Origin of the sequence: Streptomyces sp. NBC_01426 (genome assembly GCF_036231985.1) — a bacterium.
Taxonomy (GTDB): domain Bacteria; phylum Actinomycetota; class Actinomycetes; order Streptomycetales; family Streptomycetaceae; genus Streptomyces.
Map to the genome: position 1 here is coordinate 6,109,967 of NZ_CP109500.1, position 25,811 is coordinate 6,135,777.

Here is a 25,811-nt window from a genome sequence, read left to right on the forward strand (position 1 = left end):
TCCGAACGGGGAGTGGCGGTCATGACGCAGGGTGGGACGGCGCGACGCGCGGTACTGGGAGCGGCGGTCCTGGCGGCGGGAGGCGGACTCGTCGGACTCCCGGCCCCGACCGCCGCGGCGGCGACCTCGAACGCGAGCACGGGCCACGGCGGCTACCGGGACCTCCCCGTCCCGACCGTGATCGGCCACCGGGGCGCCTCCGGCTACCGGCCCGAGCACACCCTCGGCTCGTACCGGCTGGCCCTCGACCTGGGCGCCGACGTCATCGAGCAGGACCTCGTCCCCACCAAGGACGGCCACCTCGTGTGCCGCCACGAGAACGAGATCGGCGGCACCACCGACGTCGCCGACCACCCCGCGTTCGCCTCCCGGCGCGTCACCAAGACCGTCGACGGGGTCTCCGTCACGGGCTGGTTCACCGAGGACTTCACGCTCGCCGAACTGAAGACGCTCCGTGCCAAGGAACGCATCCCCGCCGTCCGTCGGCGCAACACGCTCTACGACGGCCGGTGGGCCGTGCCCACCTTCGAGGAGGTGCTGCGCTGGGCGGACCGCGAGGGCGAACGCCGGGGCAGGCGGATCTGGCTGCACGTCGAGACCAAGCACCCCACCTACTTCCGGGGGCTGGGCCTGGGCCTGGAGGAGCCGCTGGCCCGACTGCTGCGCCGGTACGGCCGCGACGGCCGCGACGCGCCCCTCTTCCTCCAGTCGTTCGAACCGTCCAGCATCCAGCGGCTCGCCCGGCTGGTCTCGGCGCCCCGCGTGGTGCTGCTGTCGGCCGCGAACACCCGCCCGTGGGACTTCGAGGTCGCCGGCGACCCGCGCACGGTCGCCGACCTGGTCACGCCCGACGGCCTGAAGTGGATTGCCGGCTTCGCCCAGGGGATCGGGCCGACCCTCGACCTGATCGTGCCGCGCACCGCGGACGGCAGGCTCGGCACTTCGACCACGCTGGTGCGCGACGCCCACGCGCGCGGACTGGTGCTGCACCCCTACACCGCGCGGAACGAGAACACCTTCCTGCCGGCCGAATACCGCAAGGGCACCGACCCGGCCGACTACGGGGACGCCTTCGGCGCCTTCCGCCGGTACTTCGAACTGGGCATCGACGGCATCTTCACCGACAACCCGGACACCGGGCTGCTCGCGGCCGAGGACTTCCGCCCGGGCCGCGGCGGACGCCGCTGACGAGCCCCCGCCCCCTCCGGGGCGGAACACCGGCCGAACGCGTCAACGGGCACGCGGAGTTTCTCGTACGAGTGTTCCGGGCCCGGCGCGGAAACCACCGGGCGGGACCCCCGCGTCCCGCCCGGCATGGACCTGCTGAAGGACGCCAACCTTCTGAACGAACTGGGACCGCTGCTCTCCGCCGAGGCGGCAGCGGAGGCCCCGGCCGCCGGAGTGGACGCGGCCGACCTGGAACAAGCCGTCTGGGTCAGGCTGCTGGAGAGCGGACCCGCCCCTGAGCCCGCCGACCGCGCGAGCTGGCTGCGCCGGGCCGTGCGCGCCGAGGCGCGCGGGGCGCGCCGCCGGGCGCGGCGCGAAGTCCCCTACGGCGCCCGCCCCGGCAGCGCCGGCGCCGAACCGGAGGACGCCGCCCTGCACGGGGAGGTCAACCGCGTCCTCCGATCGGCTGTCGCCCGGTTGCCCGGACGTTGTCCGGAACTCATAGGGGCACTTCTTTCGCCCAGGGACCTCACCTACCGTGAAATCGCAGGAGAGTTGGGTATCTCACAAGGAAGTTTGGGACCCGTACGTTCCCGTTGCCTGGGATGTCTGCGCAGAATGCTGGCTGCAGAGGTTGCGGCTCCTGACCTGCGGGGAAGGGAGCGGTAGACCAACGGGCCACCAGGTGAGCGGGAGGCATGCGCACATGGGCATGAGTGTGACCATTTCGGCGGCGGCCGCCGAGGACGCGGAGCAGATCTTCAAGCTGCAGTACCTGGCGTTCCAGAGCGAGGCCGAGCTCTACGGCAACTACCTCATCCAACCGCTCACCCAGTCGCTCGACTCCCTCAAGGCGGAGCTGGAGACGGACACCGTGTTGGTGGCCCGACTCGGCGACGAGGTCGTCGGCACCGTCCGCGGCAACGTGGACGAGGACGGCACGGGCAGGATCGCCAAGCTCTGCGTCCACCCCCGACTCCAGGGCCACGGCCTCGGCGCCCGACTGCTGCGCGCGGTCGAGGCGGCGCTCACGGGCGACGGCGAGACCAGCCGCTTCCGGCTGCACACCGGCCACAAGAGCGAGGCCAACCTGCGGCTGTACCGCAAGGCGGGCTACATCCGGGTCGGCGACCGCACCGCCTCCGACGGCGTGCACCTGGTGATCCTGGAGAAGGAGGCGAAGGCCGCCTCGGACTTCGCCGTCAGCGCCTGACCTCCCGTCACCATGGGTCGGCCGCCCCTCGCCCGGATCGGTCGACCCTCACCGCCGGCCGGGGTTCTCCTCAGCCCTGCCGGCGCCGGCGCAGCCAGAGCATCCCGGTGATCGGCAGGATCACCGGGATGAACAGGTAGCCCATCCCGAAGTCCGACCACACGGTCGCGTCCGGGAAGGCGTCGGGTTCCACCAGCGTCCAGGTGCCCACGACGAGTACGCCGGTCAGCTCGGCGGCGCAGCAGATCCGCGCCGCCTTGCGGGCCGTCTCCCCGCCGCGCACCAGCGAGTACGTGATGAAGGCGTAGACCAGCGCGGCCACCGCCGACAGGGCGTACGGCAGCGGGGCCCGGTCGAACTCGGTGGAGATCTGGTAGGCCGACCGCGAGACCGCGCCGACCGTGATCACCCCGTACAGCCAGACCAGCAGCAGGCCCGGCCCGGAGACCAGTCGCTCGCGCGCCGGGGTCGGCGGGGCCGCGGCGGAATCGGTGTCGGGCATGTCAGGCACCGGCGGTTCCCCAGATGTCGTAGAGGCGTACTTCGAGGACGGCCAGGACGACCGCGCCCGCGGCCACCGTCACCGAACCCCACTTGGTCCGCTCGGTGAGCGAGAGCATCCCGGCCGCCGGGACCGCCGCGAAGGCGCCCAGCAGGTAGGCCACGAAGATCACCGTGCCCTCGTCGGCCTTCTCGCCGCGACCCAGCTGCACCAGGCCGATCACCAGCTGGGCCAGGACCAGCACGGTCACCACGGCCATGCCGATGAAATGCCAGTCCTTGGTCGGCTGGTCCCGCAGTGCGGCGTGACCGCACCAGGCGGCGAGAGCGAGTGCGGCCACACCGATGGCGACCGTCAGGGCGTCGAGCATGCAGCGAGGGTATTACGGGCCGAAAGACCCGATGCGCCCACCCCTCGGCGCGGGCTTTCCCGGAAGGCATGAAGCCTGGAGACGCGCACGACACACCCGCGGGCACGTGCGTCACGCATTTCCTGCCGGCCGCCGCCCGGCTCGGGGTCGACCCGGCCCGCTGCGTGGTCTTCGAGGACGCCCCCGCCGGCCTGGCCGCCGGTCGGGCGGCCGGCATGCGGACCGTGGCCTTGACCACAAGGCACACCGCCGCCGAGCTCGACGCGGACGTGGTCGTGCGGGACCTCTCGGCCGTGTCCGCGCAGGTCACGGCCGCCGGTGTGACGATCCGGACGGACGGCTGAGACTGATCGATGCTGTCCGGAATGTGGTCGATATTCGTCCGCTATCCGGACTGTATTGATCGGTCACGTGACAGGTCTGCTTTACTGGGGCCATGACCACGACGAGCAGCCGCACCCTTGCGACCGAGGCGACCACGACGCCCGGTGCTCGTTGTATGTGTCGAATGTGCGCCTTCTGAGGGCCCCCTCCCAGCAGTCTCGCGCCCCGAAGCGAGACCGGCCGAGCCCCGTCCGGCACCACCGTGTGACACCCGGAACGCTCCTGCCCCGCGCACGCGCCGCCATCGCCGATTCGTGATGGTTCGCCCCGTGACGCGTCCCCTGATGTTTGCCCCGTGCCCGGCACCCCGCACCGCCGTGCACTCGACAGCGACGGAATTCCTGTGATCACCACATCGGGCCTCACGAAGGTCTACCAGTCCCGTGGCCGCGAGGTCACCGCCCTGGACGGCGTCGATCTCCACGTCCGCGAGGGCGAGGTCTACGGAGTCATCGGCCAGAGCGGCGCCGGCAAGTCCTCCCTCATCCGCTGCGTGAACCTGCTGGAGCGCCCCACCACCGGCACCGTCACCGTCGACGGCGTGGACCTCACCGCGCTCGCCGGCCGCGGCCGCCGCGCCGGCAAGGAACTCCGCGAGGCCCGCAGCCGCATCGGCATGGTGTTCCAGCACTTCAACCTGTTGTCCTCGCGCACCGTGCAGGCCAACATCGAGCTGCCCCTGGAGATCCTCGGGATCTCCGGCCGCGAGCGCTCGCGCAAGGCCGTCGAACTCCTCGACCTCGTGGGCCTCGCCGACAAGGCCAAGGCCTACCCCGCCCAGCTCTCCGGCGGCCAGAAGCAGCGCGTCGGCATCGCCCGCGCCCTGGCCGGCGACCCCAAGGTGCTGCTCTCCGACGAGGCCACCAGCGCCCTGGACCCCGAGACCACCCGCTCGATCCTGCAACTGCTGCGCGACCTCAACCGCCAGCTCGGCCTGACCGTCCTCCTGATCACCCACGAGATGGACGTGGTCAAGGCCGTCTGCGACTCCGCCGCACTGATGAAGAACGGCCGGGTCCTCGAGTCCGGCACCGTCTCGGAACTGCTGGCCACCCCCGGCTCCGAGCTGGCCGCCGAACTGTTCCCCGTCAGCGGTGTCGCCGGCGGCCCCGACCGCACGGTCGTCGACGTCACCTTCCACGGCGAAGCGGCGACCCGCCCGGTCATCTCCCAGCTCTCTCGGACCTACAACATCGACATATCGATCCTGGGTGCCGCGATGGACACCGTCGGCGGGAAGCAGATCGGCCGCATGCGGATCGAGCTGCCCGGCCGCTACGAGGACAACGTGGTCCCCGTGGGCTTCCTCCGGGAGCAGGGCCTCCAGATCGACGTGGTCGACGAGGTCGAGGACGTACAGACCGCGGTGAACACGATCACCGACGCACTGGTCAAGGAAGGTGCCAAGTGACCTGGTCCGAGATGCAGCCCCTGCTCACCCAGGGCACGTACGACACCCTCTACATGGTCCTGTGGTCCACCCTGGTGACCGTGGTCGGCGGCCTGCCCATCGGCATCCTCCTCGTCCTCACCGACAAGGGCGGCCTGCTGCAGAACCAGCCGCTCAACAAGGTCCTCGGCGTGATCGTGAACATCGGCCGCTCGCTGCCGTTCATCATCCTGCTGATCTTCCTGATCCCGGTCACCACGGCGGTCGTCGGCACCTTCATCGGACCCACCGCCATGATCGTCCCGCTCGCCATCGGCGCCATCCCCTTCTTCGCGCGGCTCGTCGAGACGGCCGTCCGCGAGGTGGACCACGGCCTCGTCGAGGCCGTCGAGTCCATGGGCGGCGGCGTGCCGACCCTGGTCGGCAAGGTCCTGCTGCCCCAGGCCCTGCCCTCCCTGATCGCCGGCGTCACCACCACCGTGATCACCCTCGTCGGCTACTCCGCCATGGCGGGCGCCGTCGGCGGCGAGGGACTCGGCTCCAAGGCCATCACGTACGGCTTCCAGCGCTTCGAGACCGGCTTCATGGTCGCCACCGTCGTGGTCCTGATCGCCCTCGTCACCGTGATCCAGCTGATCGGCGACGGCGTGGTACGCGTCCTCGCCCGCCGCGGCCGGACGGCCTGAACCACCAGGCCCCCCGAACCCCCACCCCCAGAGAGCCCGCACTTGTCGTGCTTGGGCCACCACCCCGCAAGACCCGCGCGCGATCCGCGCCCTTGCAAGCAATGAAAGGCACTCTTCGTGCGTAAGAACATCAAGCTCACCGCTTTCGCCGCCGCGTCCGCCGCGCTCGCCCTCGGCCTCACCGCCTGCGGCAGCTCCTCCGACCCGTCCTCCGCCAAGACCGACGGCGGCAAGGCGGACGAGAGCAAGGCGCTGGTCATCGCCGCGTCCCCGAGCCCGCACGCCGACATCCTGAACTTCGTCAAGGACAAGCTGGCGGCCAAGAACGGCCTCAAGCTGGAGGTGAAGGAGTTCACGGACTACGTCCTGCCCAACACCGCCACCGAGCAGGGTCAGGTCGACGGCAACTACTTCCAGCACAAGCCGTACCTCGACGACTTCAACAAGAAGAACGGCACGCACATCGTGCCCGTCGTGAACGTGCACCTGGAGCCCCTCGGCCTCTACTCCAAGAAGATCAAGGCCATCGGTGACATCAAGCCCGGCCAGACGATCGCCGTGCCCAACGACACCACCAACGAAGGCCGCGCGCTCCAACTGCTGGCCACCAACAACCTGATCACCCTCAAGGAGGGTGTCGGCACCAGCGCCAAGCTGTCCGACATCACCGACAAGAAGGGCCTGGAGTTCAAGGAGCTGGAGGCCGCCACGGTCCCGCGCGCCCTGAACGACGTGGACGCCGCCATCATCAACGGCAACTACGCCATCGAGGCCAACCTCGCGCCCGCCAAGGACGCGCTGGTCCTGGAGAAGGCCGAGGGCAACCCCTACGCCAACTTCCTCGCCGTCAAGGACGGGAACCAGAACGACCCGCGCGTCCAGAAGCTCGCCAAGCTCCTGAACTCCGACGAGGTCAAGAAGTTCATCGAGGACAAGTACCAGGGCTCGGTCGTCCCCGCCTTCGGCGCCCCGAAGGCCTGACGCACGGCGGTACTTCGGCCCCGCACGCCCCCGCCGGCGTGCGGGGCCGCGCGCTGCCCGCTTCCGGGTAACCCGGCCCTGCACAACCCACGGCCGATGCTGCATGCTGTGGCCTACGACCCGCACAAACGGTCCCGCAACACGGTCGCACTGCACCACGGCGCACTGCACCACGGTCGCACCACGGTCTCAGGCATGGAGCTGCGCATGACTACCACCTTCCCGGACGTCACCATCAGCACGGACCGGCTGGTGCTGCGCCCCTTCGAGGTGGAGGACGTCACCGCGCTCGCCGAGATGATGAACGACGAACACGTCACCGCGTGGACCACCGCCGCGCACCCGTACACCCACGCCGACGCGCACCGTTGGGCCGCCCGCGACTCCCACGCCGAACGCACCGAGGGCCGCGGCATCGTCCTGGCCGTCACCGAGTTCCTCACCCACCGCCTCGTCGGCGCCGTCCGCCTGATGAACACCGACTGGCGGACCCTCACCACCGAGGTCGGCTACGTCACCGCCCCCTGGGCCCGGGGCGAGGGCTACGCGAGCGAATCCGTGCTCGCCGTCGCCCAATGGCTCTTCCGCGACCGGGGGTTCGAGCGCCTCGAACTGCGCACCGCCGCCGACAACACCGCCTCCCAACAGGTCGCCCAGAAGATCGGCTGCATCAGCGAGGGCGTCCTGCGCAACGCCTGCATAGTGCGCACCCAGAACGGCGCCGGCGGCTGGACCGAGACCCGCAGCGACCTCATCGTCTGGGGCCTGGTCCCCGAGGACCTCGACGACGACGAGGGCTACGACGGCTACCCCGGCTACGGGGACCAGCACGCGTTCGGGCAGCGCGCCGACGCGAGCGGATACCCCGTCGGGGCCGACTGGAGCTGACCCGATGACCAGGTAGTCTCACCGTGCCCGCCCCCCCGACGCATCCCAGGAGACTGACGACGATGGCCGACCGGGTCACGGTGATCGGCTGGGACGGTTCGCCCTTGACCGCGGCCGCCCGGTCCGCGCTCTCCGCCGCCACCCTCGTGGCCGGCGCGGCCCACCACCTCGCGCTCCCCGAGATCCCCCCCGGCGCGGAACGCATCCGCCTCGGCAGCCTCGGCCTCGCCGCCCGCCGGATCGCCGGCCACCGCGGCACCGCCGTGGTCCTGGCCGACGGCGACCCCGGCTTCTTCGGGGTCGTACGCACCCTGCGCGCCCCCGAACACGGCCTCGAAGTCGAGGTGGTCCCCGCCGTCTCGGCCGTGGCCGCCGCCTTCGCCCGCGCCGGCATGCCCTGGGACGACGCCCAGGTCGTCGTGGCCCACCCCCGCACCCTGCGCCGCGCCGTCAACGTCTGCCGCGCCCACGGCAAGGTCGCCGTCCTCACCTCACCCGGAGCGGGCCCCGCCGAACTGGCCCTGCTGCTCGGCGGAGTCCACCGGACCTTCGTCATCTGCGAGGAACTCGGCACCGAACGGGAACGGGTCACCGTCCTCACCTCCGACCGGGTCGCCGACCACACCTGGCGCGACCCCAACGTCGTCATCGTCATCGGCGGCGCCGCCCAGGCCGGCGGCGTCGCGGCCGACCCCGGCTGGCTGCTCGGCCAGGGCGTCGCGGCCGGCGGTGACCGGGGCTGGGCCCGACCGCAGGCCGACACCGGCGAGGGCGAGTCCGCCCTGCTGCGGGCCGCCCAGCTCGCCCGACTCGGCCCGCGCCCCGGCGACCTCGTCTGGGACATCGGCACCGGCTCCGGCACCCTCGCCCTGGACGCCGCCGCGTTCGGCGCCGCCGTCATCGCCGTCGACGCGGACCCGCACGCCTGCGCCCGCCTCGCCACCGCCGCCCGCGGCCGCGGCACACAGCTCCAGATCGTCAACGGTCGCGCGCCCCACGTCCTCGAAGACCTCCCCGAACCCGACGTCGTGCGGGTCGGCGGAGGCGGAGCCGAGGTCGTCGCCGCCGTCGCGGACCGGCGCCCCGAGCGGATCGTCAGCCACGCCTCGACCCGCGACGAGGCCGAGGCCATCGGCCGCACCCTCACCGAACACGGGTACGCCGTCGAGTGCGCGCTGCTCCAGTCCGTCGGCCTCGACACCCGCTCCTGGACCGAACGACAGCGTTCCGTCGTCTTCCTGCTGGCCGCCGAACGCCCTGCGAACCGCCCGGACAGGACCTGAGGAAGGGCCCGGGGTAGGCTGACCGATCGGCGTACCGCCCACAGACCACGCGACGTGGCGCAGTCCACAACGGACCGTGGTGATTTCCGGCCGACACGGTGGCCGGCGAGCGCGACAATGCTCAGTGGTTGTCGTGTGTACGGGCGTGACGCGAACGCGACGCACGGCGACCCCGCTCGTTGGTCACGTGGGCGTCGGGCGATCGAAGAGGCAACACCGATGGGCGAGGGGTACGCATGACTGACACCGGCCAGGTTCCGGGCGAGGGCCACCCGGACAACGCGGGCATGGTGGATCAGCAGAGCATCCCCGCCCCGGTCCCGCCGCAGATCCCGGCGGGCTACGCCTTCCAGGACCTCGTGGACAATCCGGCCGAGCCGGAGGACGAGGAACTGCTGCTGATGCCGAGCGGCCAGGGCGCGTGGAGCGACCCGCAGCTGGTTCCGCCGCCGGCGTTCCCGATCGAGTCGGCCCCCGCGTACGACGAGGCCCCCGCGTACGAGCAGTACGCGCAGCAGTCCGCGGCCCCGACCGGCCCGTACGCCGACGCCACGGCCGCCCCGGCGTACGCCGACCCGGCCGCCGCGCCCCGGTTCCCCGAGCCGGCGGCGCCCGCCTACACCGAGCCCGCGCCCGTCCACCCCGAGGCCGCCGCGCCCGGGTACGCCGAGCCCGCGCATCCGGGCTTCCCCGACGCCGGACAGCCGGAGCCGTTCTACAGCGCCGGTGCCCACGAGGCGGGCGGCCGGGACTCCGGTTCGCTCGACCTCGGCGGCCTGCTGATCCCGTCGCCCACCGCGCCGCCGGTCCCGCCGGCTCCCGCGACCCCCTCCCGGCGCCCCCTGCACATGGGCCCGCCCGTCCCCGAGGCCGGCGGACTCGTACGTTCCCTCGCCGACCGGGGTCCGGCTGCCGCGCCGCAGACCCCCGTGACGCCGATGCCGATCCGCCAGGCCGGGCCGCCGACCACGGGCCCCGAGTACCTGGACATCCCGCGCGCCGAGGACGTCCCCGCCCCCGCCGCGCCGCAGGGTGAGATCCCGCCGCAGGCCGGCGCCCCCTGGGCCGCCGAGCCGGTCCTCCCGGCCCCCGAGCCCGTCGCCGAGGCGGAGCCCGTCGCCGCCGCGGTGGAGCCCGAGTCCGAGACCCCGGTGGAGCCCGTGCGGGCCGCCGAGGCCGCGCCGGTCGAGGCCGAACCGGTCCCGGCGAACGAGCCCGAGCCCGTCGTCGTCCCGGAGCCGGCGGCCGAGGCCGTCGAACCCGTCGAGACGGCCCCGCCCGCCGAGGTCCCCGCGCCCGCCGACGCCGTGGCGGCCCCGGCGCCCGCGGAGGCCGGCACGGCGCCCGCACCGCAGCCCGAGCCCGAGCCCGCCCCGGAACCGGTCGTCGCGGTCGAGCCCCCGCCCGCCGTGGTGGAGGCCGCGCCCGAGATTCCGCAGCCCGTCGTCGAGACCGCGCCGCCGGCCGCGCCCGAGGCCGTCGCGGCGCCGATCGAGCCCCAGCCGCTGCCCGCCGAAGCCGTGGAGAGCGCCGAAGCCGTCGCTGCGCCGGCCGAGCCCCAGGCCGCGGAGCCGGCGCCGGTGGAAGCGGCTCCGCCCGCCGAGCCCCTCGAAGCCGTCGTCGTACCCGAGGCGCCGGCCGCGCCGATCGCCCCCGTCGTCCCCGCCGAGGTGGAGGAAGCCGAGGTCGAGGCGGTCGCCGCCGCCGAGTCCGCCGAGCCGCAGGAAGCCGCGCAGGCCGTCGAGCCCGCGCCGCAGCCCGTCGAGCCCGCGCACCCCGTCGTGGTCGTGCCCGAGGAGGCCCCGGAGACCCCCGAGGCCCCGGAGGCCGCCGAACCCGTCGAGGCCGAGGCGCCGGAGCCCCTCGCCGTCGCCCCCGTCGGCGAACCGGCCCCCGCCGGCTACGACGAGGCCGAGCGCGACGCCATCCAGCGCGTCATGCGCGAACGCCGCGACATCCGCAAGGGCTTCCGCTCCGACCCGATCCCGCACGAGGTGCTGCTGCGCGTCCTGGAGGCGGCCCACACCGCACCCAGCGTCGGCCACTCCCAGCCCTGGGACTTCGTCGTCATCCGGTCCGCCGAGACCCGCCGGACCATGCACGAACTCGCCCAGCGCCAGCGCGAGGCCTACGCCAAGTCCCTCCCCAAGGGCCGGGCGAAGCAGTTCAAGGAACTCAAGATCGAGGCCATCCTCGACACCCCGGTGAACATCGTCGTCACCGCCGACCCGACGCGCGGCGGCCGCCACACCCTCGGCCGGCACACGCAGCCGCAGATGGCGCCGTACTCCTCGGCCCTCGCCGTCGAGAACCTCTGGCTCGCCGCCCGCGCCGAAGGCATCGGCGTCGGCTGGGTCAGCTTCTTCGACGAGCGCGAGATGGTCCGCGAACTGGGCCTGCCCGAGCACCTGGAGGTCGTCGCCTACCTGTGCGTCGGGTACGTCGACGAGTTCCCCGAGGAGCCCGAGCTGGCGCAGGCCGGCTGGTCCCAGCGCCGGCCGCTGGCCTGGGTCGTCCACGAGGAGACGTACGGGCGCCGCGCGCTGCCCGGCGCCGAACCGCACGACCTGCTCTCCGAGACCGTCGCCGGCATCCGCCCGCTCGACGCGAAGGCGCTCGGCGAGGCCTGGGAGCGACAGAAGCGCATGACCAAGCCCGCCGGGGCCCTGGGCATGCTCGAAATCATCTCCGCGCAGCTCGCCGGCCTGTCGCGGGTCTGCCCGCCCCCGATCCCGGAGCCCGCGGCCGTCGCGATCTTCGCCGGCGACCACGGGGTGCACGCCCAGGGCGTGACCCCCTGGCCGCAGGAGGTCACCACCCAGATGGTGGCCAACTTCCTCGGCGGCGGAGCGGTCTGCAACGCCTTCGCCAACCAGGTGGGCGCCGAGGTCTGCGTCATCGACGTCGGTGTCGCCGGGGACCTCCCCGCCACTCCCGGACTCCTGCCGCGCAAGGTCCGACCGGGCACGGCCGACATGTCCGTCGGTCCGGCGATGACCCGCGAAGAGGCCATCGCGGCCATCGAGGTCGGCATCGAGACCGCCCGCGACCTGGTCGCCGCCGGCAACAAGGCACTGCTCACCGGCGAGATGGGCATCGCGAACACCACGGTGTCGGCGGCCCTGATCTCGGTCTTCACCGGGGTGGACCCGGGCGAGGTCACCGGACGCGGCACCGGCATCAACGACGAGACGCACGCCCGCAAGGTCGAGGTCGTACGGCGCGCCCTGGAACTCCACCAGCCCGACCCGGCCGACCCGATCGGCGTCCTGGCGGCCATCGGCGGTCTGGAACACGCGGCGATCGTCGGACTCCTGCTCGGCGGGGCCTCGCTCCGTACGCCGGTCATCCTGGACGGCGTGAGCGCCGGCGCGGCCGCCCTGGTCGCCCGGGCGATCGCCCCGGAGGCCCTGTCGGCGTGCATCGCCGGCCACCGCAGCGCGGAGCCGGGCCACGTGGCCGCCCTGAACAAGCTCGGCCTGCGCCCCCTGGTCGACCTGGACCTGCGCCTCGGCGAGGGCACGGGCGCCCTGCTGGCCCTGCCCCTGGTACAGAGCGCCGCCCGCGCGATGCACGAGGTCGCCACGTTCGACTCGGCGGGCGTCACCGAGAAGTAGCCGGCCCCGGCCGGGGGAGCGACCCGTCCCGGCCCCGACGCCCCGCCCGGGGCGCCGGGGCCGGTCCTCCGGGCTCCGCCCCCCGGCCCGGTCGGCCCCCGCCGGGCCCGACCGCACGGTCTCGACGCGGTCCCGACGTGGTCCCGTCGCGCCGGACCGGGCACCGGCCCCCGGAAGGACCGGTCGGCTGCCGGGTCGTATCGTGGACCCGGGCACACCACACCCCGCCCCACCAGCCGCTTCAGCGCCGCAGCGGCCCTCACCCCGCCGCATCAGGAGCCGCACCGCCATGGCACATCCCACCTACCCCGTAGGACTCCGCCTGGCCGGCCGCCGCGTCGTCGTCATCGGCGGTGGCCAAGTCGCCCAGCGACGCCTCCCCGCGCTCATCGCCGCCGGGGCCGACGTCCTGCTCGTCTCCCCTTCCGCCACGCCCTCCGTGGACGCCATGGCGGAGACCGGCGAGATCCGCTGGGAGCGCCGCCGCTACCGGGACGGCGACCTCGCGGGCGCCTGGTACGCCCTGATCGCCACCCAGAACCGCGAGGACAACGAGCGGGCCTCCGCCGAGGCCGAGCGCGAGCGCGTCTGGTGCGTGCGCGCCGACGACGCCTCCGCGGCCACCGCCTGGACCCCGGCCACCGGCCGCGTCGAGGGCGTCACCGTCGCCGTGCTGACCGGCAACGACCCCCGCCGCTCCGCCTCCGTCCGCGACGCGATCCTGGAGGGCCTGCGCGAGGGCACCCTCGCCGCCCCCGGCCACCGACACCGGTCCGCCCCCGGCGTGGCCCTCGTCGGCGGCGGCCCCGGCGACCCCGACCTGATCACCGTGCGCGGCCGCCGGCTGCTCGCCGAGGCCGACGTGGTCATCGCGGACCGGCTCGGCCCCCGTGACCTGCTCGACGAACTGCCGCCGCACGTCGAGGTCATCGACGCCGCGAAGATCCCGTACGGCCGGTTCATGGCCCAGGAGGCCATCAACAACGCCCTCGTCGAGCACGCCAAGGCCGGCAAGGCCGTGGTCCGGCTCAAGGGCGGAGACCCGTACGTCTTCGGCCGCGGCATGGAGGAACTCCAGGCCCTCGCGGAGGCCGGCATCCCCTGCACCGTCGTGCCGGGCATCTCCAGCTCCATCTCCGTCCCGGGCGCGGCCGGCATCCCGGTCACCCACCGCGGCGTGGCACACGAGTTCACGGTCGTCAGCGGCCACGTCGGCCCCGACGACCCGCGCTCGCTCGTGGACTGGGCCTCCCTCGCCAAGCTCACCGGCACCCTGGTGATCCTCATGGGCGTCGACAAGATCGGCCTGATCGCCGAGGCCCTGATCCGCCACGGCCGCCCCGCCGACACCCCCGTCGCGGTCGTCCAGGAGGGCACCACCGCCGCCCAACGCCGGGTCGACGCCACCCTCGCCACCGTCGGGGAGACGGTGCGCGCCGAGGAGATCCGCCCGCCCGCGGTCATCGTGATCGGCGCGGTCGTCGCGGTTCACACCCCCAGCGCCTGACCGGGCCGTTGGCACCACACCCAGGACAAGGCAGTATCACCCTGTGGCAGATCTCATCACCGTCGAAGACCCCGACGACCCCCGCCTGCGCGACTACACGGGCCTGACCGACGTCGAACTGAGACGTCGGCGCGAGCCCGCCGAAGGCCTCTTCATCGCCGAGGGCGAGAAGGTCATCAGACGGGCCAAGGACGCCGGGTACGAGATGCGTTCGATGCTGTTGTCCGCCAAGTGGGTCGACGTCATGCGCGACGTCATCGACGAACTCCCGGCCCCCGTCTACGCGGTCACGCCCGAGCTCGCCGAACGCGTCACCGGCTACCACGTGCACCGCGGCGCCCTCGCCTCGATGCAGCGCAAGCCGCTGCCCACCGCCGAGGAACTGCTCGCGCAGGAGTCGACGGGGCAGCGGATCGGCGTGTTCGAGGGATTCGTCGACCACGCCAACCTGGGCGCCGCGTTCCGCAGCGCCGCCGCCCTCGGGATCAGCGCCATACTGCTCTCCCCGGACTGCGCGGACCCGCTGTACCGGCGTGCCATCAAGGTCTCGATGGGCTCGGTCTTCTCGGTGCCGTACGCCCGCCTGGACCAGTGGCCCGCCGACCTGGAGAAGGTCCGCGAAGCGGGCTACCGGATCCTCGCCATGACGCCGAGCGAGAAGGCCACCCCGTTGGACCAGGTGCCGCCGGAGCGGTTCGCGCGCTCCGCGATCATGCTCGGTTCGGAGGGGCACGGCCTGTCCACGTACGCCCTGCGGGCCGCCGACGAATGGGTGCGCATCCCCATGGCCGAGGGCATCGACTCGCTCAACGTGGCGGCGGCCTCCGCCGTCGCGTTCTACGCGACCCGCCCGCCCGCGTCCCCACAGGCGTAGCGCCCGGGGTCCCGCCGGGCCCGGGCCCCGCGGGACCCCGCTACAGCTTCTGCGCGGCGGCGATCCCCAGCGCCACGACCAGCGTCACCACGATGAACACGATCAGCCGCTGCCGCATCAGCTTCGGGTCCGGCCGCGACGGCCGCCGCCCCGTCCCGGTCGTCCGCGGCGCCGGCCGCCCGCCCGTACGGCCCGCCGCGGAGCCGGGGTTGCGGGGGGACGAGGGCCGCGAGTGCGGTCCGCTGTGCGGCCCCGTCGCCCGGGGGATCGTGTTGCCGCCCGTACGCCGCTCCGTCCGCTGGTCGACGTACTCCTCGGCGGGCGACCGCTCGGTACGTCCGCGCTGCGCCGGCGGCCGGGCCTCGCCCAACCCCTGCGCCTCGCGCGCCGCGATCTCCTTCAGCCGCATCGACAGCTGGAGGGTGCTCGGCCGCTCCTCCGGATCCTTGGCGAGGCAGGCCCGCACGAGCGGCGCGAGCGCGTCCGGAACCCCCTGGAGGTGGGGCTCCTCGTGCACCACCCGGTACAACATGACCTCGGAACTGCCGTGCCCGAAGGGCGAGTCGGCGGTCGCCGCGTAGGCGAGGGTGGCGCCGAGGGAGAACACGTCGGTCGCGGGGGTGACGGCCGCCCCGCGCACCTGCTCGGGCGCGAGGAAGCCGGGGGAGCCGACGGCGGTGCCCACATGGGTGAGGGTGCTCGCCCCGGTGGCCCACGCGATCCCGAAGTCGATGATCCGCGGACCCTTGGGGGAGAGAAGAATGTTCGAGGGCTTGAGGTCGCGGTGGACGACACCCGCCTCGTGCACGGCGACGAGGCCCTCCGACAGCGCGGCGCCGATCGCGGCGATCTGCGCGGCCGTGAGCGGGCCCTCTTCGGCCACCTTGTCGTGCAGGGAGGGTCCCGGGACGTACTGGGTCGCGAACCAGGGCCGTTCGGCCTCCAGGTCGGCGGCCACCAGCCGCGCCGTGCACCCGCCCCGGATCCTCCGCGCGGCGGACACCTCGCGGGCGAAACGGGAGCGGAACTCCTGGTCCTCCGCCAGATCGGGCCGGATGACCTTGAGCGCGACACGCTGTCCGCGCCGGTCGGAGCCCAGGTAGACCACGCCCATGCCGCCGGCGCCGAGCCGCCGGTGCAGCCTGAACGAACCGACGACACGCGGGTCCTCGCGCCGGAGCCGCATCATCGCCATGTCCACCCCGCCGCCCGGTCGTCCTGCTGACGTGCCACAGCTTACGGACCATCCGCCATCGGCGCTCAGAGGCCGCGCCCTCGCCGGGAGATTCGATTGTCAGTGCGGAGCAAGCCACTTGAGGGTTGTTCAGACGAATCCGCGGTGCTTCGCCCCACCGGCCGGCGGAAGCTCAAACGGCCGTACGGGCAAGGGGATTGGCCCCGTTCCGGGCGGATCCGGCGGCCCTGCCGGAGTGGATCTCGCGCGGAGTCGCCGCCGGCTTGATCCACACCACGCGGGAGGACACGCGTGTGCGGGGAGTGACGGAAGTGAGCGAAGTCACTACCCTCCGGTCATCCCCTCCGGGATGACCCTCACGGCGGGGGGTCGGTCTCCACCCAGGGGAGTAGGCGGGGGGTGACCCCGTCATCCTCCTGGAGGCCTGCCAATGGGTACACAGGCATGAGGCCAGGCGCCCGCCGGCCGCCTAGTGTTGAAGACAAGCGGCGGGTGGCGCACTCGTCCCCCGAGGTCACAAGCCCGCCGCTGCCAAACGACAGGGAGAGGGCCATGGCGGACATCGCACGGCAGGGACGCAAGGCATTCGCGTTCAACGGCCATGAGTCCGGCAAGCGGCACCCGCTGGTGGCCGCCGCCATGGTCCTCCCCCTGGCCGCCGTCCTGCTCTTCGTCTTCGGAGGATTCGACCAGGTGGCGGCGCAGGCGTCGTCCGTGGGCGCGATGCTGGGGCGCTGAGCGGCGCCCCGGGTCCGGGAGAGCGGCCCGGACCGGGACATCGGCCTGTCGAACCCCGTGGGGACGGGGGCGCGACGGACGGCAGGTGAAGGGTGCTGCCCGTACGACTGGGGAGTCGGACGGGCAGCACCCTTTTCCATGCGACCCCCGTCCTCATCCGCCCCGCGCTTTCCCCGCGAGGTCCGTGCGACGTTCCTGCGACGTCCGTGCGACCGCCCCCCGACGAGCGGGACACGGCCGCGCTCCGGACACCCCGACCGCACCCGAGTCCGTAACCTCCTCCTGGGACCGCGGCCGCGCCCGGCGGCGGCGGGGCGACACCGGAGCCGGCCACCATGACCCAGGACGACGCCACCTGGCGCCTGATGCGCGAGGACGTGCTGCTCGGCACGATCACCGTGGAGGAGACCGACTTCCCCTGGTTGTACGGCCGCTTCACCGCCGAGCCCGCCTTCGCCGAGGTGAAGCCGTGGTTCGACGCCGTCCGGGAGACGATGGCCGCCGAGGTCTACGACGAACGGTTCGACGCCGCCTACGCCCCCATCGCGCGGACGCTGACGCTCGTCTCCCCCTCGGGGCCGCTGGACGACTTCCTGCTCCACATCGACGGGACGACCGCATGGTTCCGCTGAACGACCGGCCGGCGGGCCTGCCCGCCGCCCTCGCCGCGTACGCCTCCACCGTGTGGCCCGACACCGCGCCCCACCCGTACGTCCTCCTTGCCGACCGGGACGACGGCACCGTCGTGCGCTGCGGCGCCGCCGTGGTCAAGGCGCACGCCGAGGACACCGACCGGGGCGGTCTCGCCGTACGGATGCGGATCGCGGGGGAGCGGGCGCTGGCCGAGGTGTTGCTGCCGCCGCTGACCGTGGAGGCCGGCCACGTCCTGCGACGCCCCGTCTCGCTGTGGCCGTACGGAGCCCCGGTGGATCCCGCGCGCCCCGAGGACGCCCCGTGGGAGGAGGTCGCCCGACTCCTGGCGGCCCTCCACCGCGTCCCCGTGCACACGCTCCCCGGACCGGTTCCGCCGATGCGCGGCCCGGCCAAGGTCGCCCGCGCCCTGCACCGCCTCGCCCGGGCCCTGCCCGACGCCGCGCCGCCGGTTCCCGGGGGCGTCCCGGGCCCCGCCGACGCCCGGGTCGTGTGGAACGCCGCGCGGACCCTGCCCGGGTGGGCGCGCGGGGTGGGTGAGCCGCCCCGCGGCGGGGTCCTGTGCCACGGGGACCTGCACCTCGGGCAACTGGTGCGCTGCCCGGCCCCGGACGGCGCCTGGCGGCTCATCGACGTCGACGACCTCGGACTCGGCGTCCCCGCCTGGGACCTGGCCCGCCCCGCCGCCTGGTACGCCGCCGGCCTGCTCGCCCCCGAGGACTGGCTGTGCTTCCTCGACGCCTACCGGTCCGCCGGCGGGCCCGCCGCCGGTCCGCCCGGCACCGACCCGTGGCCGGAACTCGACGTCGTTGCCCGGGCCCTGACCGTACAGACCGCCGCCCTCGCCCTGGCCAAGGCGGCGGCCGGGAACCGGGACCTCGACGAGGGGGAGCGGCTGATGGTGGACTCCTGTGCCCGAATTTCCGCCCTCCCGCCCGAGTGGGAGCCGCAGCCTCCGTCGTAGGGTGAGCCCCACGCCACCGGGGCACCCCTGCGGCGGCGACGTACACGGCGAGGAGTTGATCCGGTCATGCAGTGTCCGAAGTGTCACGCGATGATGCACACCTACAACCGCAACGGCGTCCAGATCGAGCAGTGCAGCGGCTGCCGCGGCATCTTCCTCGACTACGGCGAGCTGGAGGCGCTGACCCGCCTGGAGTCGCAGTACACCTCCCAGCAGTACGGCCAGGTCCCGCCGCCCGCCGCGCCGCCGGCCCCCTACCCGGCCCAGCACGGAGCCCCCGCACCCGCGCCGGCCTGGGGCGCCCCGCAGCAGCACGGCGGCTACGGCCACGGCCACGGTCACGGCAAGAACCACCGTGGCGGCTTCGGCCGGATGCTGTTCTCCTCCTGACGCCGCGCGCCGAGTCCGGGGCCCGGTACGCGCACGGGCCCCGACCGGCCGGCGAACCGGCGGGCGCACCCGCCGGGACAACGCGGCAGCCCCGACCGTCGAGACGGCCGGGGCTTCCGGATGGTGCGCGATACTGGGATTGAACCAGTGACCTCTTCCGTGTCAGGGAAGCGCTCTCCCGCTGAGCTAATCGCGCGGGAACGGCTTGATGGCCGCAAGTAAAGCACGTGTGGCGATGATACTGCGTGCGCGATACTGGGATTGAACCAGTGACCTCTTCCGTGTCAGGGAAGCGCTCTCCCGCTGAGCTAATCGCGCGGGGATCCTTGCGGACCAGTGGACGATACTGGGATTGAACCAGTGACCTCTTCCGTGTCAGGGAAGCGCTCTCCCGCTGAGCTAATCGTCCTTGGAGGTGGAGACGGGATTTGAACCCGTGTAGACGGCTTTGCAGGCCGTTGCCTCGCCTCTCGGCCACTCCACCATGGAGCCGTGGGGGGTTCTCGGGAAGATGATCCCCCACTTCGAGCGGACGACGAGACTCGAACTCGCGACATCCACCTTGGCAAGGTGGTGCTCTACCAACTGAGCTACGTCCGCAGGTCACCGTGTTTGTTCCGGGGGGTTGCCCCTTCGCTCCCTGGCGACGTGTTGAACTCTAGCGGATTCCCGGGCCAGCTCAAAAACGCGTTTCCGCAGCGTGCTGCCGGTCGATCACCGCCGGTCACCCGGCCGTCACCTCACCGGCGGGATCCCGTCACCGGTCATAGACTCGCAGCCGTGCACGACCTGCCCCCCTTGGCCCGCTTCGGCGGCCGCCTCGCGACCGATCTCCGCGATGTCACCAGCGACCCCTCCGCCCTCGACTCCACCGGCTTCTGGGCCGTGGCCGCCGACTTCGAGGGCCGACTGGTCTGCGCGCGGTTCGGCGACGTACGCCCCGACCCCGTTCCCGCGCCGGTGCCCGGCGCCTGGCGCGGTCCCGCCGCCGACGGCTGGGTCTCCTCGCTCGACCGCGCCGCGTACGTGGCCGGCGTCCGGCGCGTGCGCGAGGACATCGCGAAGGGCGAGGTCTACCAGGCGAACCTGTGCCGGGTGATGTCCGCGCCGCTGCCCGACGCGGCCACCGCCGACGTGGACGCCCTCACCGCACTGCTCGCGCGCGGCAACCCGGCGCCCTACGCAGGAACGATTCGGCTGCCGGCGCGCGGCGTCGAGATCGCGACCGCCTCGCCCGAGCTGTACCTGCGCCGCAGCGGCCGTCACGTGGAGTCGGGCCCCATCAAGGGAACCGGCCGGACGGTGGCCGACCTGCTCCCCAAGGACCACGCCGAGAACGTGATGATCGTCGACCTGGTACGCAACGACCTCGGCCGCGTCTGCGCCACCGGCTCCGTCGCCGTCCCCGCCCTGTGCGAGGTCGAGGAGCACCCCGGGCTGGTCCACCTCGTGTCCACCGTCAGCGGCGAACTCGCCGAGGGCGCGGGCTGGGCGGAGCTGCTCGGCGCGACCTTCCCGCCCGGTTCGGTGACCGGCGCCCCCAAATCCTCCGCGCTGCGGATCATCGAAGAGCTGGAGACCGCCCCGCGCGGCCCCTACTGTGGCGGCATCGGGTGGGTCGACGCCGATCAGGGCACCGCCGAGCTCGCCGTCGGCATCCGGACCTTCTGGATCGACCGCACGGCAGCGGGCGGACCCCGCCTGTGCTTCGGCACCGGCGCGGGGATCACCTGGGGGTCCGACCCGGACCGCGAATGGGCGGAAACGGAATTGAAGGCCGCCCGGCTGCTCGGCGTCGCCTCCGGCACGCCCGAGACGCACGGGCTGAGCGCGGGGAGCGTGCGGTGAAGATCTGGCTCGGCGGCACATTGCGGGACGTGGACGACGCGAAGGTGTCGGTGCTGGACCACGGGCTGACCGTGGGGGACGGCGTCTTCGAGACGCTCCGGGCGAGCGACGGGGACGCCTTCGCGCTCACCCGCCACCTGGACCGGCTGACCCGCTCGGCGCGCGGCCTCGGCCTGCCCGACCCCGACCTCGACGAGGTGCGCCGGGCCTGCGCCGAGGTGCTCAAGTCCAACCCGATGCCGCTCGGCCGGCTGCGGATCACCTACACCGGCGGGGTGTCCCCGCTCGGATCCGATCGCGGGGAGGCCGGTCCCACCCTGGTCGTCGCGGTCGGTCCGACGGCCCGCCGCCCGGACACCACCGCCGTGATCACCGTCCCGTGGGTGCGCAACGAGCGCTCGGCCGTGACCGGGCTGAAGACCACCTCGTACGCCGAGAACGTGGTGGCGCTCGCCCGCGCGCACGCGGCCGGGGCCAGCGAGGCCCTGTTCGGCAACACCGTGGGACGGCTCTGCGAGGGCACCGGCTCCAACGTCTTCGTGGTTCTCGACGGACAGGCGCACACCCCGCCGGTCTCCTCGGGTTGCCTCGCGGGCATCACCCGGGCCCTGACCGTGCGGTGGATCGGCGCGAAGGAGACCGATCTTCCGCTCGACGCCCTGGAGCACGCCGAGGAGGTCTTCCTCACCTCGACCCTGCGCGACGTCCAGGCCGTCCACCGGATCGACGGGCGAGAACTCGCCGGCCCCGGGCCGGTCACCGCCCGCGCGATGCGGATCTTCGACGAGCAGGCGGGCGCGGACCTCGATCCGTAGCCGCCGTCGGGGGCGGGCACTGTCGCGGCGGCCGCCCGGCGGGTAGAACTCGACGATGACCACCACCCTGCGGCCGAGCGGGCCGCTTCAGCAGAGCGACGGGGGCGCGCGCTCGCGCCCGTACGAGATCCGCGTCAACAGCAGGCGCGTCGGCGCGCTGACGATCGCCACGGACACCCCCTTCGGGCCCGCCGTCGGCGAGATCCGCGACCTCGCCGTCGACGAGCCCGACCGCCGGCGGGGCCGGGCCACCGTCGCGGCGCTCGCCGCGGAGGAGGTGCTGCGGGGCTGGGGCTGCCGTCGGGTCCGCGTCTCGGTGCCGGCCGACTCGGCGGGCGGCCGGCGGTTGGTCGAGACCCTCGGGTACGTCGAGCACGGCCGGAACATGGCCAAGGAACTCCCCGCCGAGCCGCCCGCCGCGCGCGAGGGGGTGACCGGCCGGCCCATGACGCCGGCCGAGTACGAGGAGTGGGAGGCCCTCGCCCGCGCGAGCTACGCCGCGCTCTGGGTCGAGCGGGGCATGTCCCCCCAGGCCGCGGCCGCCAAGTCGGAGGCCGACCACGACACCAACCTGCCCCGGGGACTGGCCAGTCCGGGCGTCTCGCTGTCCGTCCTGGAGGCGGGCGGCGCCACCGTCGGGACCCTGTGGGTCGCGCGGCTCGACGAGGGCGCGTACGTCTTCGACGTCGAGGTGGCCGAGGAGCACCGCGGGCGCGGCCACGGCCGGGACCTGATGCTGCTCGCCGAGCGCGTGGCCCTCGCCGACGGCCAACGGACCCTGGCGCTCCACGTCTTCACCACCAACACCCCGGCCCGACGGCTCTACGAGTCCCTCGGATACCGCACGACCCGCCTGAACCTCGCCAAGGACCTGCTCTGAGCGAGAACCCGGTCAGAGGGCCAGCAGGCGGTCGGCGATCTCCTCGATGCGGGCGCGCAGACCGTCCTGGCTCTTGCCGCCGTCGAGGCGTTCGCCGCCGATCACGTACGTCGGGGTGCCGGTCACGCCGATCGCCTTGCCCTCGGCCTGGTCGGCGTCGACGATCAGGATGTGCCGCCCGTCGACCAGCGCGGTGTCGAACTCCTCGACATCCAGGCCGAGTTCGCGTGCCACATCCAGCAGGACGGGCTCGCCGACCCGGGTGAGCTCCGCGGTGCGGGCCAGCACGGCCTCCGCGTACGGCCAGCCCCGGCCCTGCTCCACGGCCTCCTCGGCGGCCTGCGCGGCGGCGAAGGAGTGCTTGTGCTTCTCCAGCGGGAAATGGCGCAGCACGATGTCCAGCCGGTCGCCGTAACGGGCCCGCAGGGCGCGCACGTCCTCCAGGGCGGCGTGGCAGTCGGGGCACTGGAGCTCGCACCACACCTCCAGGACGACGGGGGCGGGGGAGGCGGCGGGGGCGTGGGAATCGGTCATGGGAACAGTCTCCCAGCAGTGTCCGGACCTCCGAGCACCCCCACCCACCGGTACCCGGGGAGGAGGCGCGACCCGGAGATGACCCGGAGATCGCCGCGGGATCGGTTCCGGACGTGGCCGCGGCGGCATCGTCCGGTGCAGGATGGATGGGGACAGAACGCCCAAGCCTGACTCACCGCCCTGCCCTGGAGGACAGCATGCTTGCCGAGACCATATGTTCCGCGGTGTCCGCGGCGGGCCTGGGCGTGGCCGCGGTGACGGCCTACCGCAAGCGCTTCCTGGCCGCCACCCGGATCGCCGCCTACTCGCTGATCCCCGTGGCCCTGGTGCTGACGGGCGTCGTGGAGTGGGTGTCCGGGATGGTCTTCAAGCCGTCCGTCTGGATCGGCTTCGGGCTCCTCGGCCTGTCCTGGCTGCTCTTCATGACCACCCGCGCCGTCGAACGCCGGGCGGTCGTGAAGGGCGGGAAGCCGCCGAAGGAGCCCAGGGCCGCCAAGGGCCGTCAGGCACCCGAGGCCGTCGCCCCGAACGCCTCCGCACCCTCCCTCGGCGCCGGCGCGCCCCGGCCCGCCGCGGGCCAGACCCCGGCGGCCCCCGCGGACGACTTCTCCGACATCGAGGCCATCCTCAAGAAGCACGGCATCTGACCCCGGTCGGGCCCGCCGGGGGTCGGGCCCCGAGGCGCGGGCGGGGCGTGTACGAACGGACGGGAACTGACGAACTCCCGCGTGTTCGTTGGCGTGTTGAGTGCCGGATCGGGGCGCGCTGCGCGATCATCGCCCCGACATGCTCGACACATCGCAGGGTGAGCCGCAGGCTCCCGCCCCCGTCGCCGAGGCCCCCGTCGCCCCAGAAGGGCGCGGTTGTCTCTTCGCGCTCTCCCAGCCGCCCCTGATGATCTTCCTAGGGGTGATCGGAACCCTGCTGCTGCTCGCCGCCGTGCACGACCTCTTCCTGCTCTGACCCGTGCGCGTCCGCTTCCTTGCGGCGCGCCCGGTAGGCCGCCACGTGCAACCGGTTCCCGCAGGTCCGGCTGTCGCAGTAGCGACGCGACCGGTTCCGGGACAGGTCCACGAAGGCGCGCCGGCAGTCCGGTGCCTCGCAGCGGCGCAGCCGCTCCTCCTCGCCGGAGACCACGATGAAGGCCAGCGCCATGCCGCCGTCCGCGGCCAGGTGGTCACCCAGCGAGGCACCGGGCGCGAAGTAGTGCACGTGCCAGTCGTAGCCGTCGTGGTCGGTCAGGCGGGGGGTCGTGCCCGCCGTGGCCACCAGTTCGTTGATCTGCGTGGCGGCCGCGCGCGAGTTCGGCGCCGCGAACACCTGGGCGAACTTGCCGCGCACCGCGCGCACCCCGGACAGGTCGCGGGCGCCGAGCTCGCCGACGTCGCTGATCGCGTACTCGCGGACGAATCCGCGCAGTGCGCCCAGGTCCGACAGCCCGTCCGTGCGGCCGGGCTCGGCCGCGGTGTTCACCAGCGCGACGACGACGTCGAGCGCGCGACGGGTGTCGTGGGGGATCTGCACGAGGTCTCCCTGAAGGGCGGGCCTGCGACGACGGGCCTGCCGTCACTTGGGGGCCGACTCTAGCGGGTCCTCCGCGAAGCGCACCGGCGCCGCCCTCGCGGTTGGCTCCCGCGAGAACAGCGCCGGTACGGCCGTATGTGGTTGTCCGACGCGCACCGTCGCCCCGAGTCGGACGGTGTCGCGCCGGTGTAGGCCTGGCTCAGCTTTCGGCCAGGATGTGGGAGAGCTCCTTGTCGAGGTCGAAGTGCCGGTGTTCGGTCCCGGGTGGGACCGCGGCGTCCGTCCGCTTGAGGAACGACTCGAGTGCTCGGGCGGGTGCTTCGAGCAGTGCTTCTCCCTCCGGTGAGCTCAGGGCGATGCAGACGACGCCCTGACCGTGGCTGCGGGACGGCCAGACGCGGACGTCGCCGGTACCGGTGGGCCGGTGGAGGCCCTCGGCGAGGAGGTCGCGGGCGAATACCCATTCGACCGTCTCCTCGGCGCCGGTGTGGAAGGTGGCGTGCACGGCGTAGGGGTCGGCCGTGTCATACCGCAGGCCCGCGGGAACAGGCAGTGAGGACTCGCTCGACACAACGAGGCGCAGGTGCAGCTCGCAGCTGACCGTGGTGTTCATAAGCGCCAGGGCCTTTCGCTCAGTGTGCGCTCGGGGATTCGCACGTCGGCGAAATCGACATGCCACCTACGGTGCCGTTGTAAACCCCTCTGACCGTTTTGCGGACCTCTGGGTCCCTCGAACGGCGGATCCAAACCACCGTTCACGCGTGTATCCGGCTCGGGTAGATTCGGTGGCATGAATACGGGGAGTGACCGCGAGACCCACGAGTCCGCGACCAGTGAGACGGAACCGGACGAGAAGCCGCACGTGTCGAGGGCGCCCGCCTTCGTCAAGGCCCGGCGCGGTCTGCACCTGAGCTGGCAGGTCGGCGTCTTCATCGTCGGCCTGGCCGTCATCGCCGCCGGTGTGGCGATGCTCGTCCTGCCGGGCCCGGGATGGGTCGCGATCTTCGCCGGCCTGTTCATCTGGGGCACCGAGTTCGCCTGGGCGCAGGTCGTGCTGCGCTGGACGAAGCGCAAGGTGGCCGAGGCGGCCCAGAAGGCGCTCGACCCGAAGGTGCGCCGCCGCAACATCATCCTGACCAGCATCGGCCTCGTGATCGCCGGCGTGCTGGTCGGCTTCTACCTGTGGAAGTACGGCCTGATGCTGCCGTGGAACATCAAGGACCAGTGATCCGTCCCTGATGGCGGGGAGCACCGCTGACATGCGGTAATGTTTGCGGTGCGTCCGGGCGATTAGCTCAGTGGGAGAGCACTTCGTTCACACCGAAGGGGTCACTGGTTCGAACCCAGTATCGCCCACCCGGACCAGAGGCCCGGAGACTTCACCGTCTCCGGGCCTCCGGCGTTTCCCGG

At 73.1% G+C, this 25,811-nt stretch carries 27 protein-coding genes, 6 tRNA genes and 1 pseudogene; 23 read left to right on the top strand and 11 right to left on the bottom strand.

The genetic code is table 11. The features are described 5' to 3' along the window. Positions 1-21: 21 nt before the first annotated feature. The 3 genes from OG906_RS27190 (at position 22) to OG906_RS27200 (ending at position 2,380) form a co-directional block, all read left to right on the top strand. Complete coding sequence (locus OG906_RS27190) at positions 22-1,188, top strand: glycerophosphodiester phosphodiesterase (RefSeq protein ID WP_329446517.1); 1,167 nt, start codon at positions 22-24, stop codon at positions 1,186-1,188. A gap of 126 nt (positions 1,189-1,314) precedes the next feature. Continuing rightward, complete coding sequence (locus OG906_RS27195) at positions 1,315-1,836, top strand: sigma-70 family RNA polymerase sigma factor (RefSeq protein WP_329446519.1); 522 nt, start codon at positions 1,315-1,317, stop codon at positions 1,834-1,836. 37 nt (positions 1,837-1,873) lie between these two features. Beyond that, positions 1,874-2,380 (top strand): GNAT family N-acetyltransferase, encoded by a 507-nt coding sequence (locus OG906_RS27200; RefSeq protein ID WP_329446521.1) that lies wholly within the window; start codon positions 1,874-1,876, stop codon positions 2,378-2,380. Positions 2,381-2,450: 70 nt separating this feature from the next. Here the strand turns inward: OG906_RS27200 and OG906_RS27205 are convergent, their stop codons facing one another. Both OG906_RS27205 and OG906_RS27210 read right to left on the bottom strand, forming a co-directional pair. Then, a complete protein-coding gene (locus OG906_RS27205) occupies positions 2,451-2,882 on the bottom strand; it encodes a hypothetical protein (protein ID WP_329446523.1) in 432 nt (143 codons plus the stop codon). A gap of 1 nt (position 2,883) precedes the next feature. Next, complete coding sequence (locus OG906_RS27210) at positions 2,884-3,252, bottom strand: hypothetical protein (RefSeq protein ID WP_267797508.1); 369 nt, start codon at positions 3,250-3,252, stop codon at positions 2,884-2,886. A 119-nt stretch (positions 3,253-3,371) separates the two neighbouring features. On the opposite strand from OG906_RS27210, the pseudogene OG906_RS27215 reads away from it, so the two are divergent. The 9 genes and pseudogenes from OG906_RS27215 to OG906_RS27255 all read left to right on the top strand — a co-directional run. Then, positions 3,372-3,596, top strand: a pseudogene (locus OG906_RS27215) (HAD-IA family hydrolase); the annotation flags it as partial. Positions 3,597-3,979: 383 nt separating this feature from the next. After that, the gene (locus tag OG906_RS27220; RefSeq protein ID WP_329446525.1) at positions 3,980-5,047 is read left to right on the top strand and encodes a methionine ABC transporter ATP-binding protein; all 1,068 of its coding nucleotides are present in this window, start codon (positions 3,980-3,982) and stop codon (positions 5,045-5,047) included. Beyond that, on the top strand, positions 5,044-5,712 hold the full coding sequence (locus OG906_RS27225) for a methionine ABC transporter permease (RefSeq protein WP_329446527.1): 669 nt from the start codon (positions 5,044-5,046) through the stop codon (positions 5,710-5,712). Before OG906_RS27220 ends, OG906_RS27225 begins: the two co-directional genes overlap by 4 nt. A 117-nt stretch (positions 5,713-5,829) precedes the next feature. Beyond that, positions 5,830-6,693: a MetQ/NlpA family ABC transporter substrate-binding protein gene (locus OG906_RS27230; RefSeq protein WP_267797505.1), complete on the top strand. Its 864-nt coding sequence runs from the start codon at positions 5,830-5,832 to the stop codon at positions 6,691-6,693. A gap of 207 nt (positions 6,694-6,900) precedes the next feature. Further along, entirely contained in the window at positions 6,901-7,581 is a 681-nt protein-coding gene (locus tag OG906_RS27235) for a GNAT family N-acetyltransferase (protein WP_329448149.1), read from the top strand. A 62-nt stretch (positions 7,582-7,643) separates the two neighbouring features. Beyond that, positions 7,644-8,864, top strand: coding sequence for a precorrin-6y C5,15-methyltransferase (decarboxylating) subunit CbiE (gene cbiE / locus OG906_RS27240; protein WP_267797503.1), 1,221 nt, complete (start codon positions 7,644-7,646; stop codon positions 8,862-8,864). Positions 8,865-9,100: 236 nt separating this feature from the next. Further along, positions 9,101-12,481, top strand: a complete 3,381-nt coding sequence (gene cobT / locus OG906_RS27245; protein WP_329446529.1) for a nicotinate-nucleotide--dimethylbenzimidazole phosphoribosyltransferase — start codon at positions 9,101-9,103, stop codon at positions 12,479-12,481. Positions 12,482-12,770: 289 nt separating this feature from the next. Further along, positions 12,771-13,988, top strand: coding sequence for a uroporphyrinogen-III C-methyltransferase (cobA, locus tag OG906_RS27250; protein WP_329446532.1), 1,218 nt, complete (start codon positions 12,771-12,773; stop codon positions 13,986-13,988). A 43-nt stretch (positions 13,989-14,031) separates the two neighbouring features. After that, entirely contained in the window at positions 14,032-14,862 is an 831-nt protein-coding gene (locus OG906_RS27255; protein WP_329446533.1) for a TrmH family RNA methyltransferase, read from the top strand. A 40-nt stretch (positions 14,863-14,902) separates the two neighbouring features. On the opposite strand, the gene OG906_RS27260 is transcribed toward OG906_RS27255, so the two are convergent. Then, entirely contained in the window at positions 14,903-16,057 is a 1,155-nt protein-coding gene (locus OG906_RS27260; RefSeq protein ID WP_329446535.1) for a serine/threonine-protein kinase, read from the bottom strand. A 552-nt stretch (positions 16,058-16,609) separates the two neighbouring features. Here OG906_RS27260 and OG906_RS27265 point away from each other — a divergent pair. The 4 genes from OG906_RS27265 (at position 16,610) to OG906_RS27280 (ending at position 18,800) form a co-directional block, all read left to right on the top strand. Further along, on the top strand, positions 16,610-16,795 hold the full coding sequence (locus OG906_RS27265) for a hypothetical protein (RefSeq protein WP_053684373.1): 186 nt from the start codon (positions 16,610-16,612) through the stop codon (positions 16,793-16,795). 335 nt (positions 16,796-17,130) lie between these two features. Beyond that, entirely contained in the window at positions 17,131-17,427 is a 297-nt protein-coding gene (locus tag OG906_RS27270; protein WP_329446537.1) for a hypothetical protein, read from the top strand. Beyond that, positions 17,415-18,410, top strand: coding sequence for a phosphotransferase (locus OG906_RS27275; RefSeq protein WP_329446539.1), 996 nt, complete (start codon positions 17,415-17,417; stop codon positions 18,408-18,410). The genes OG906_RS27270 and OG906_RS27275 overlap by 13 nt, the downstream gene beginning before the upstream one ends. A gap of 66 nt (positions 18,411-18,476) precedes the next feature. Next, positions 18,477-18,800, top strand: a complete 324-nt coding sequence (locus OG906_RS27280; RefSeq protein WP_267797496.1) for a TFIIB-type zinc ribbon-containing protein — start codon at positions 18,477-18,479, stop codon at positions 18,798-18,800. Positions 18,801-18,921: 121 nt separating this feature from the next. Here the strand turns inward: OG906_RS27280 and OG906_RS27285 are convergent. From OG906_RS27285 to OG906_RS27305, 5 genes are all read right to left on the bottom strand, one after another. Further along, positions 18,922-18,996: transfer RNA gene (locus OG906_RS27285), tRNA-Val, on the bottom strand. Between the two features lie 50 nt (positions 18,997-19,046). Further along, a tRNA-Val gene (locus OG906_RS27290) sits at positions 19,047-19,118 on the bottom strand. Between the two features lie 19 nt (positions 19,119-19,137). Then, positions 19,138-19,209, bottom strand: a tRNA-Val gene (locus OG906_RS27295). Between the two features lies 1 nt (position 19,210). Next, a tRNA-Cys gene (locus tag OG906_RS27300) sits at positions 19,211-19,284 on the bottom strand. A gap of 43 nt (positions 19,285-19,327) precedes the next feature. Beyond that, positions 19,328-19,400 (bottom strand) — tRNA-Gly (locus tag OG906_RS27305). Positions 19,401-19,580: 180 nt separating this feature from the next. Here OG906_RS27305 and OG906_RS27310 point away from each other — a divergent pair. Genes OG906_RS27310 through OG906_RS27320 form a run of 3 tightly spaced genes read left to right on the top strand, consistent with a single transcriptional unit; the run spans position 19,581 to position 22,343 of the window. Further along, a complete protein-coding gene (locus tag OG906_RS27310) occupies positions 19,581-20,648 on the top strand; it encodes a chorismate-binding protein (protein ID WP_329446541.1) in 1,068 nt (355 codons plus the stop codon). Beyond that, positions 20,645-21,463, top strand: a complete 819-nt coding sequence (locus tag OG906_RS27315; protein ID WP_329446543.1) for an aminotransferase class IV — start codon at positions 20,645-20,647, stop codon at positions 21,461-21,463. Before OG906_RS27310 ends, OG906_RS27315 begins: the two co-directional genes overlap by 4 nt. Positions 21,464-21,518: 55 nt before the next feature. Further along, complete coding sequence (locus tag OG906_RS27320; protein ID WP_329446545.1) at positions 21,519-22,343, top strand: GNAT family N-acetyltransferase; 825 nt, start codon at positions 21,519-21,521, stop codon at positions 22,341-22,343. A 12-nt stretch (positions 22,344-22,355) separates the two neighbouring features. Here the strand turns inward: OG906_RS27320 and OG906_RS27325 are convergent, their stop codons facing one another. Then, positions 22,356-22,877, bottom strand: a complete 522-nt coding sequence (locus OG906_RS27325; protein ID WP_329446547.1) for a DsbA family protein — start codon at positions 22,875-22,877, stop codon at positions 22,356-22,358. A gap of 197 nt (positions 22,878-23,074) precedes the next feature. On the opposite strand from OG906_RS27325, the gene OG906_RS27330 reads away from it, so the two are divergent. Both OG906_RS27330 and OG906_RS27335 read left to right on the top strand, forming a co-directional pair. Beyond that, positions 23,075-23,524, top strand: coding sequence for a hypothetical protein (locus tag OG906_RS27330; protein ID WP_329446549.1), 450 nt, complete (start codon positions 23,075-23,077; stop codon positions 23,522-23,524). 139 nt (positions 23,525-23,663) lie between these two features. Continuing rightward, positions 23,664-23,840: a hypothetical protein gene (locus OG906_RS27335; protein WP_267827259.1), complete on the top strand. Its 177-nt coding sequence runs from the start codon at positions 23,664-23,666 to the stop codon at positions 23,838-23,840. Here OG906_RS27335 and OG906_RS27340 read toward each other — a convergent pair. Continuing rightward, positions 23,781-24,401 (bottom strand): CGNR zinc finger domain-containing protein, encoded by a 621-nt coding sequence (locus OG906_RS27340; RefSeq protein WP_329446551.1) that lies wholly within the window; start codon positions 24,399-24,401, stop codon positions 23,781-23,783. The genes OG906_RS27335 and OG906_RS27340 overlap by 60 nt on opposite strands. Before the next feature lie 199 nt (positions 24,402-24,600). Continuing rightward, on the bottom strand, positions 24,601-25,014 hold the full coding sequence (locus tag OG906_RS27345) for an SsgA family sporulation/cell division regulator (RefSeq protein WP_030011909.1): 414 nt from the start codon (positions 25,012-25,014) through the stop codon (positions 24,601-24,603). 177 nt (positions 25,015-25,191) lie between these two features. Between OG906_RS27345 and OG906_RS27350 the strand changes: the two genes are divergently transcribed. Both OG906_RS27350 and OG906_RS27355 read left to right on the top strand, forming a co-directional pair. Continuing rightward, positions 25,192-25,629, top strand: a complete 438-nt coding sequence (locus OG906_RS27350) for a TIGR02611 family protein (RefSeq protein ID WP_329446553.1) — start codon at positions 25,192-25,194, stop codon at positions 25,627-25,629. Positions 25,630-25,685: 56 nt separating this feature from the next. Further along, positions 25,686-25,757: transfer RNA gene (locus OG906_RS27355), tRNA-Val, on the top strand. Positions 25,758-25,811 lie beyond the last annotated feature (54 nt).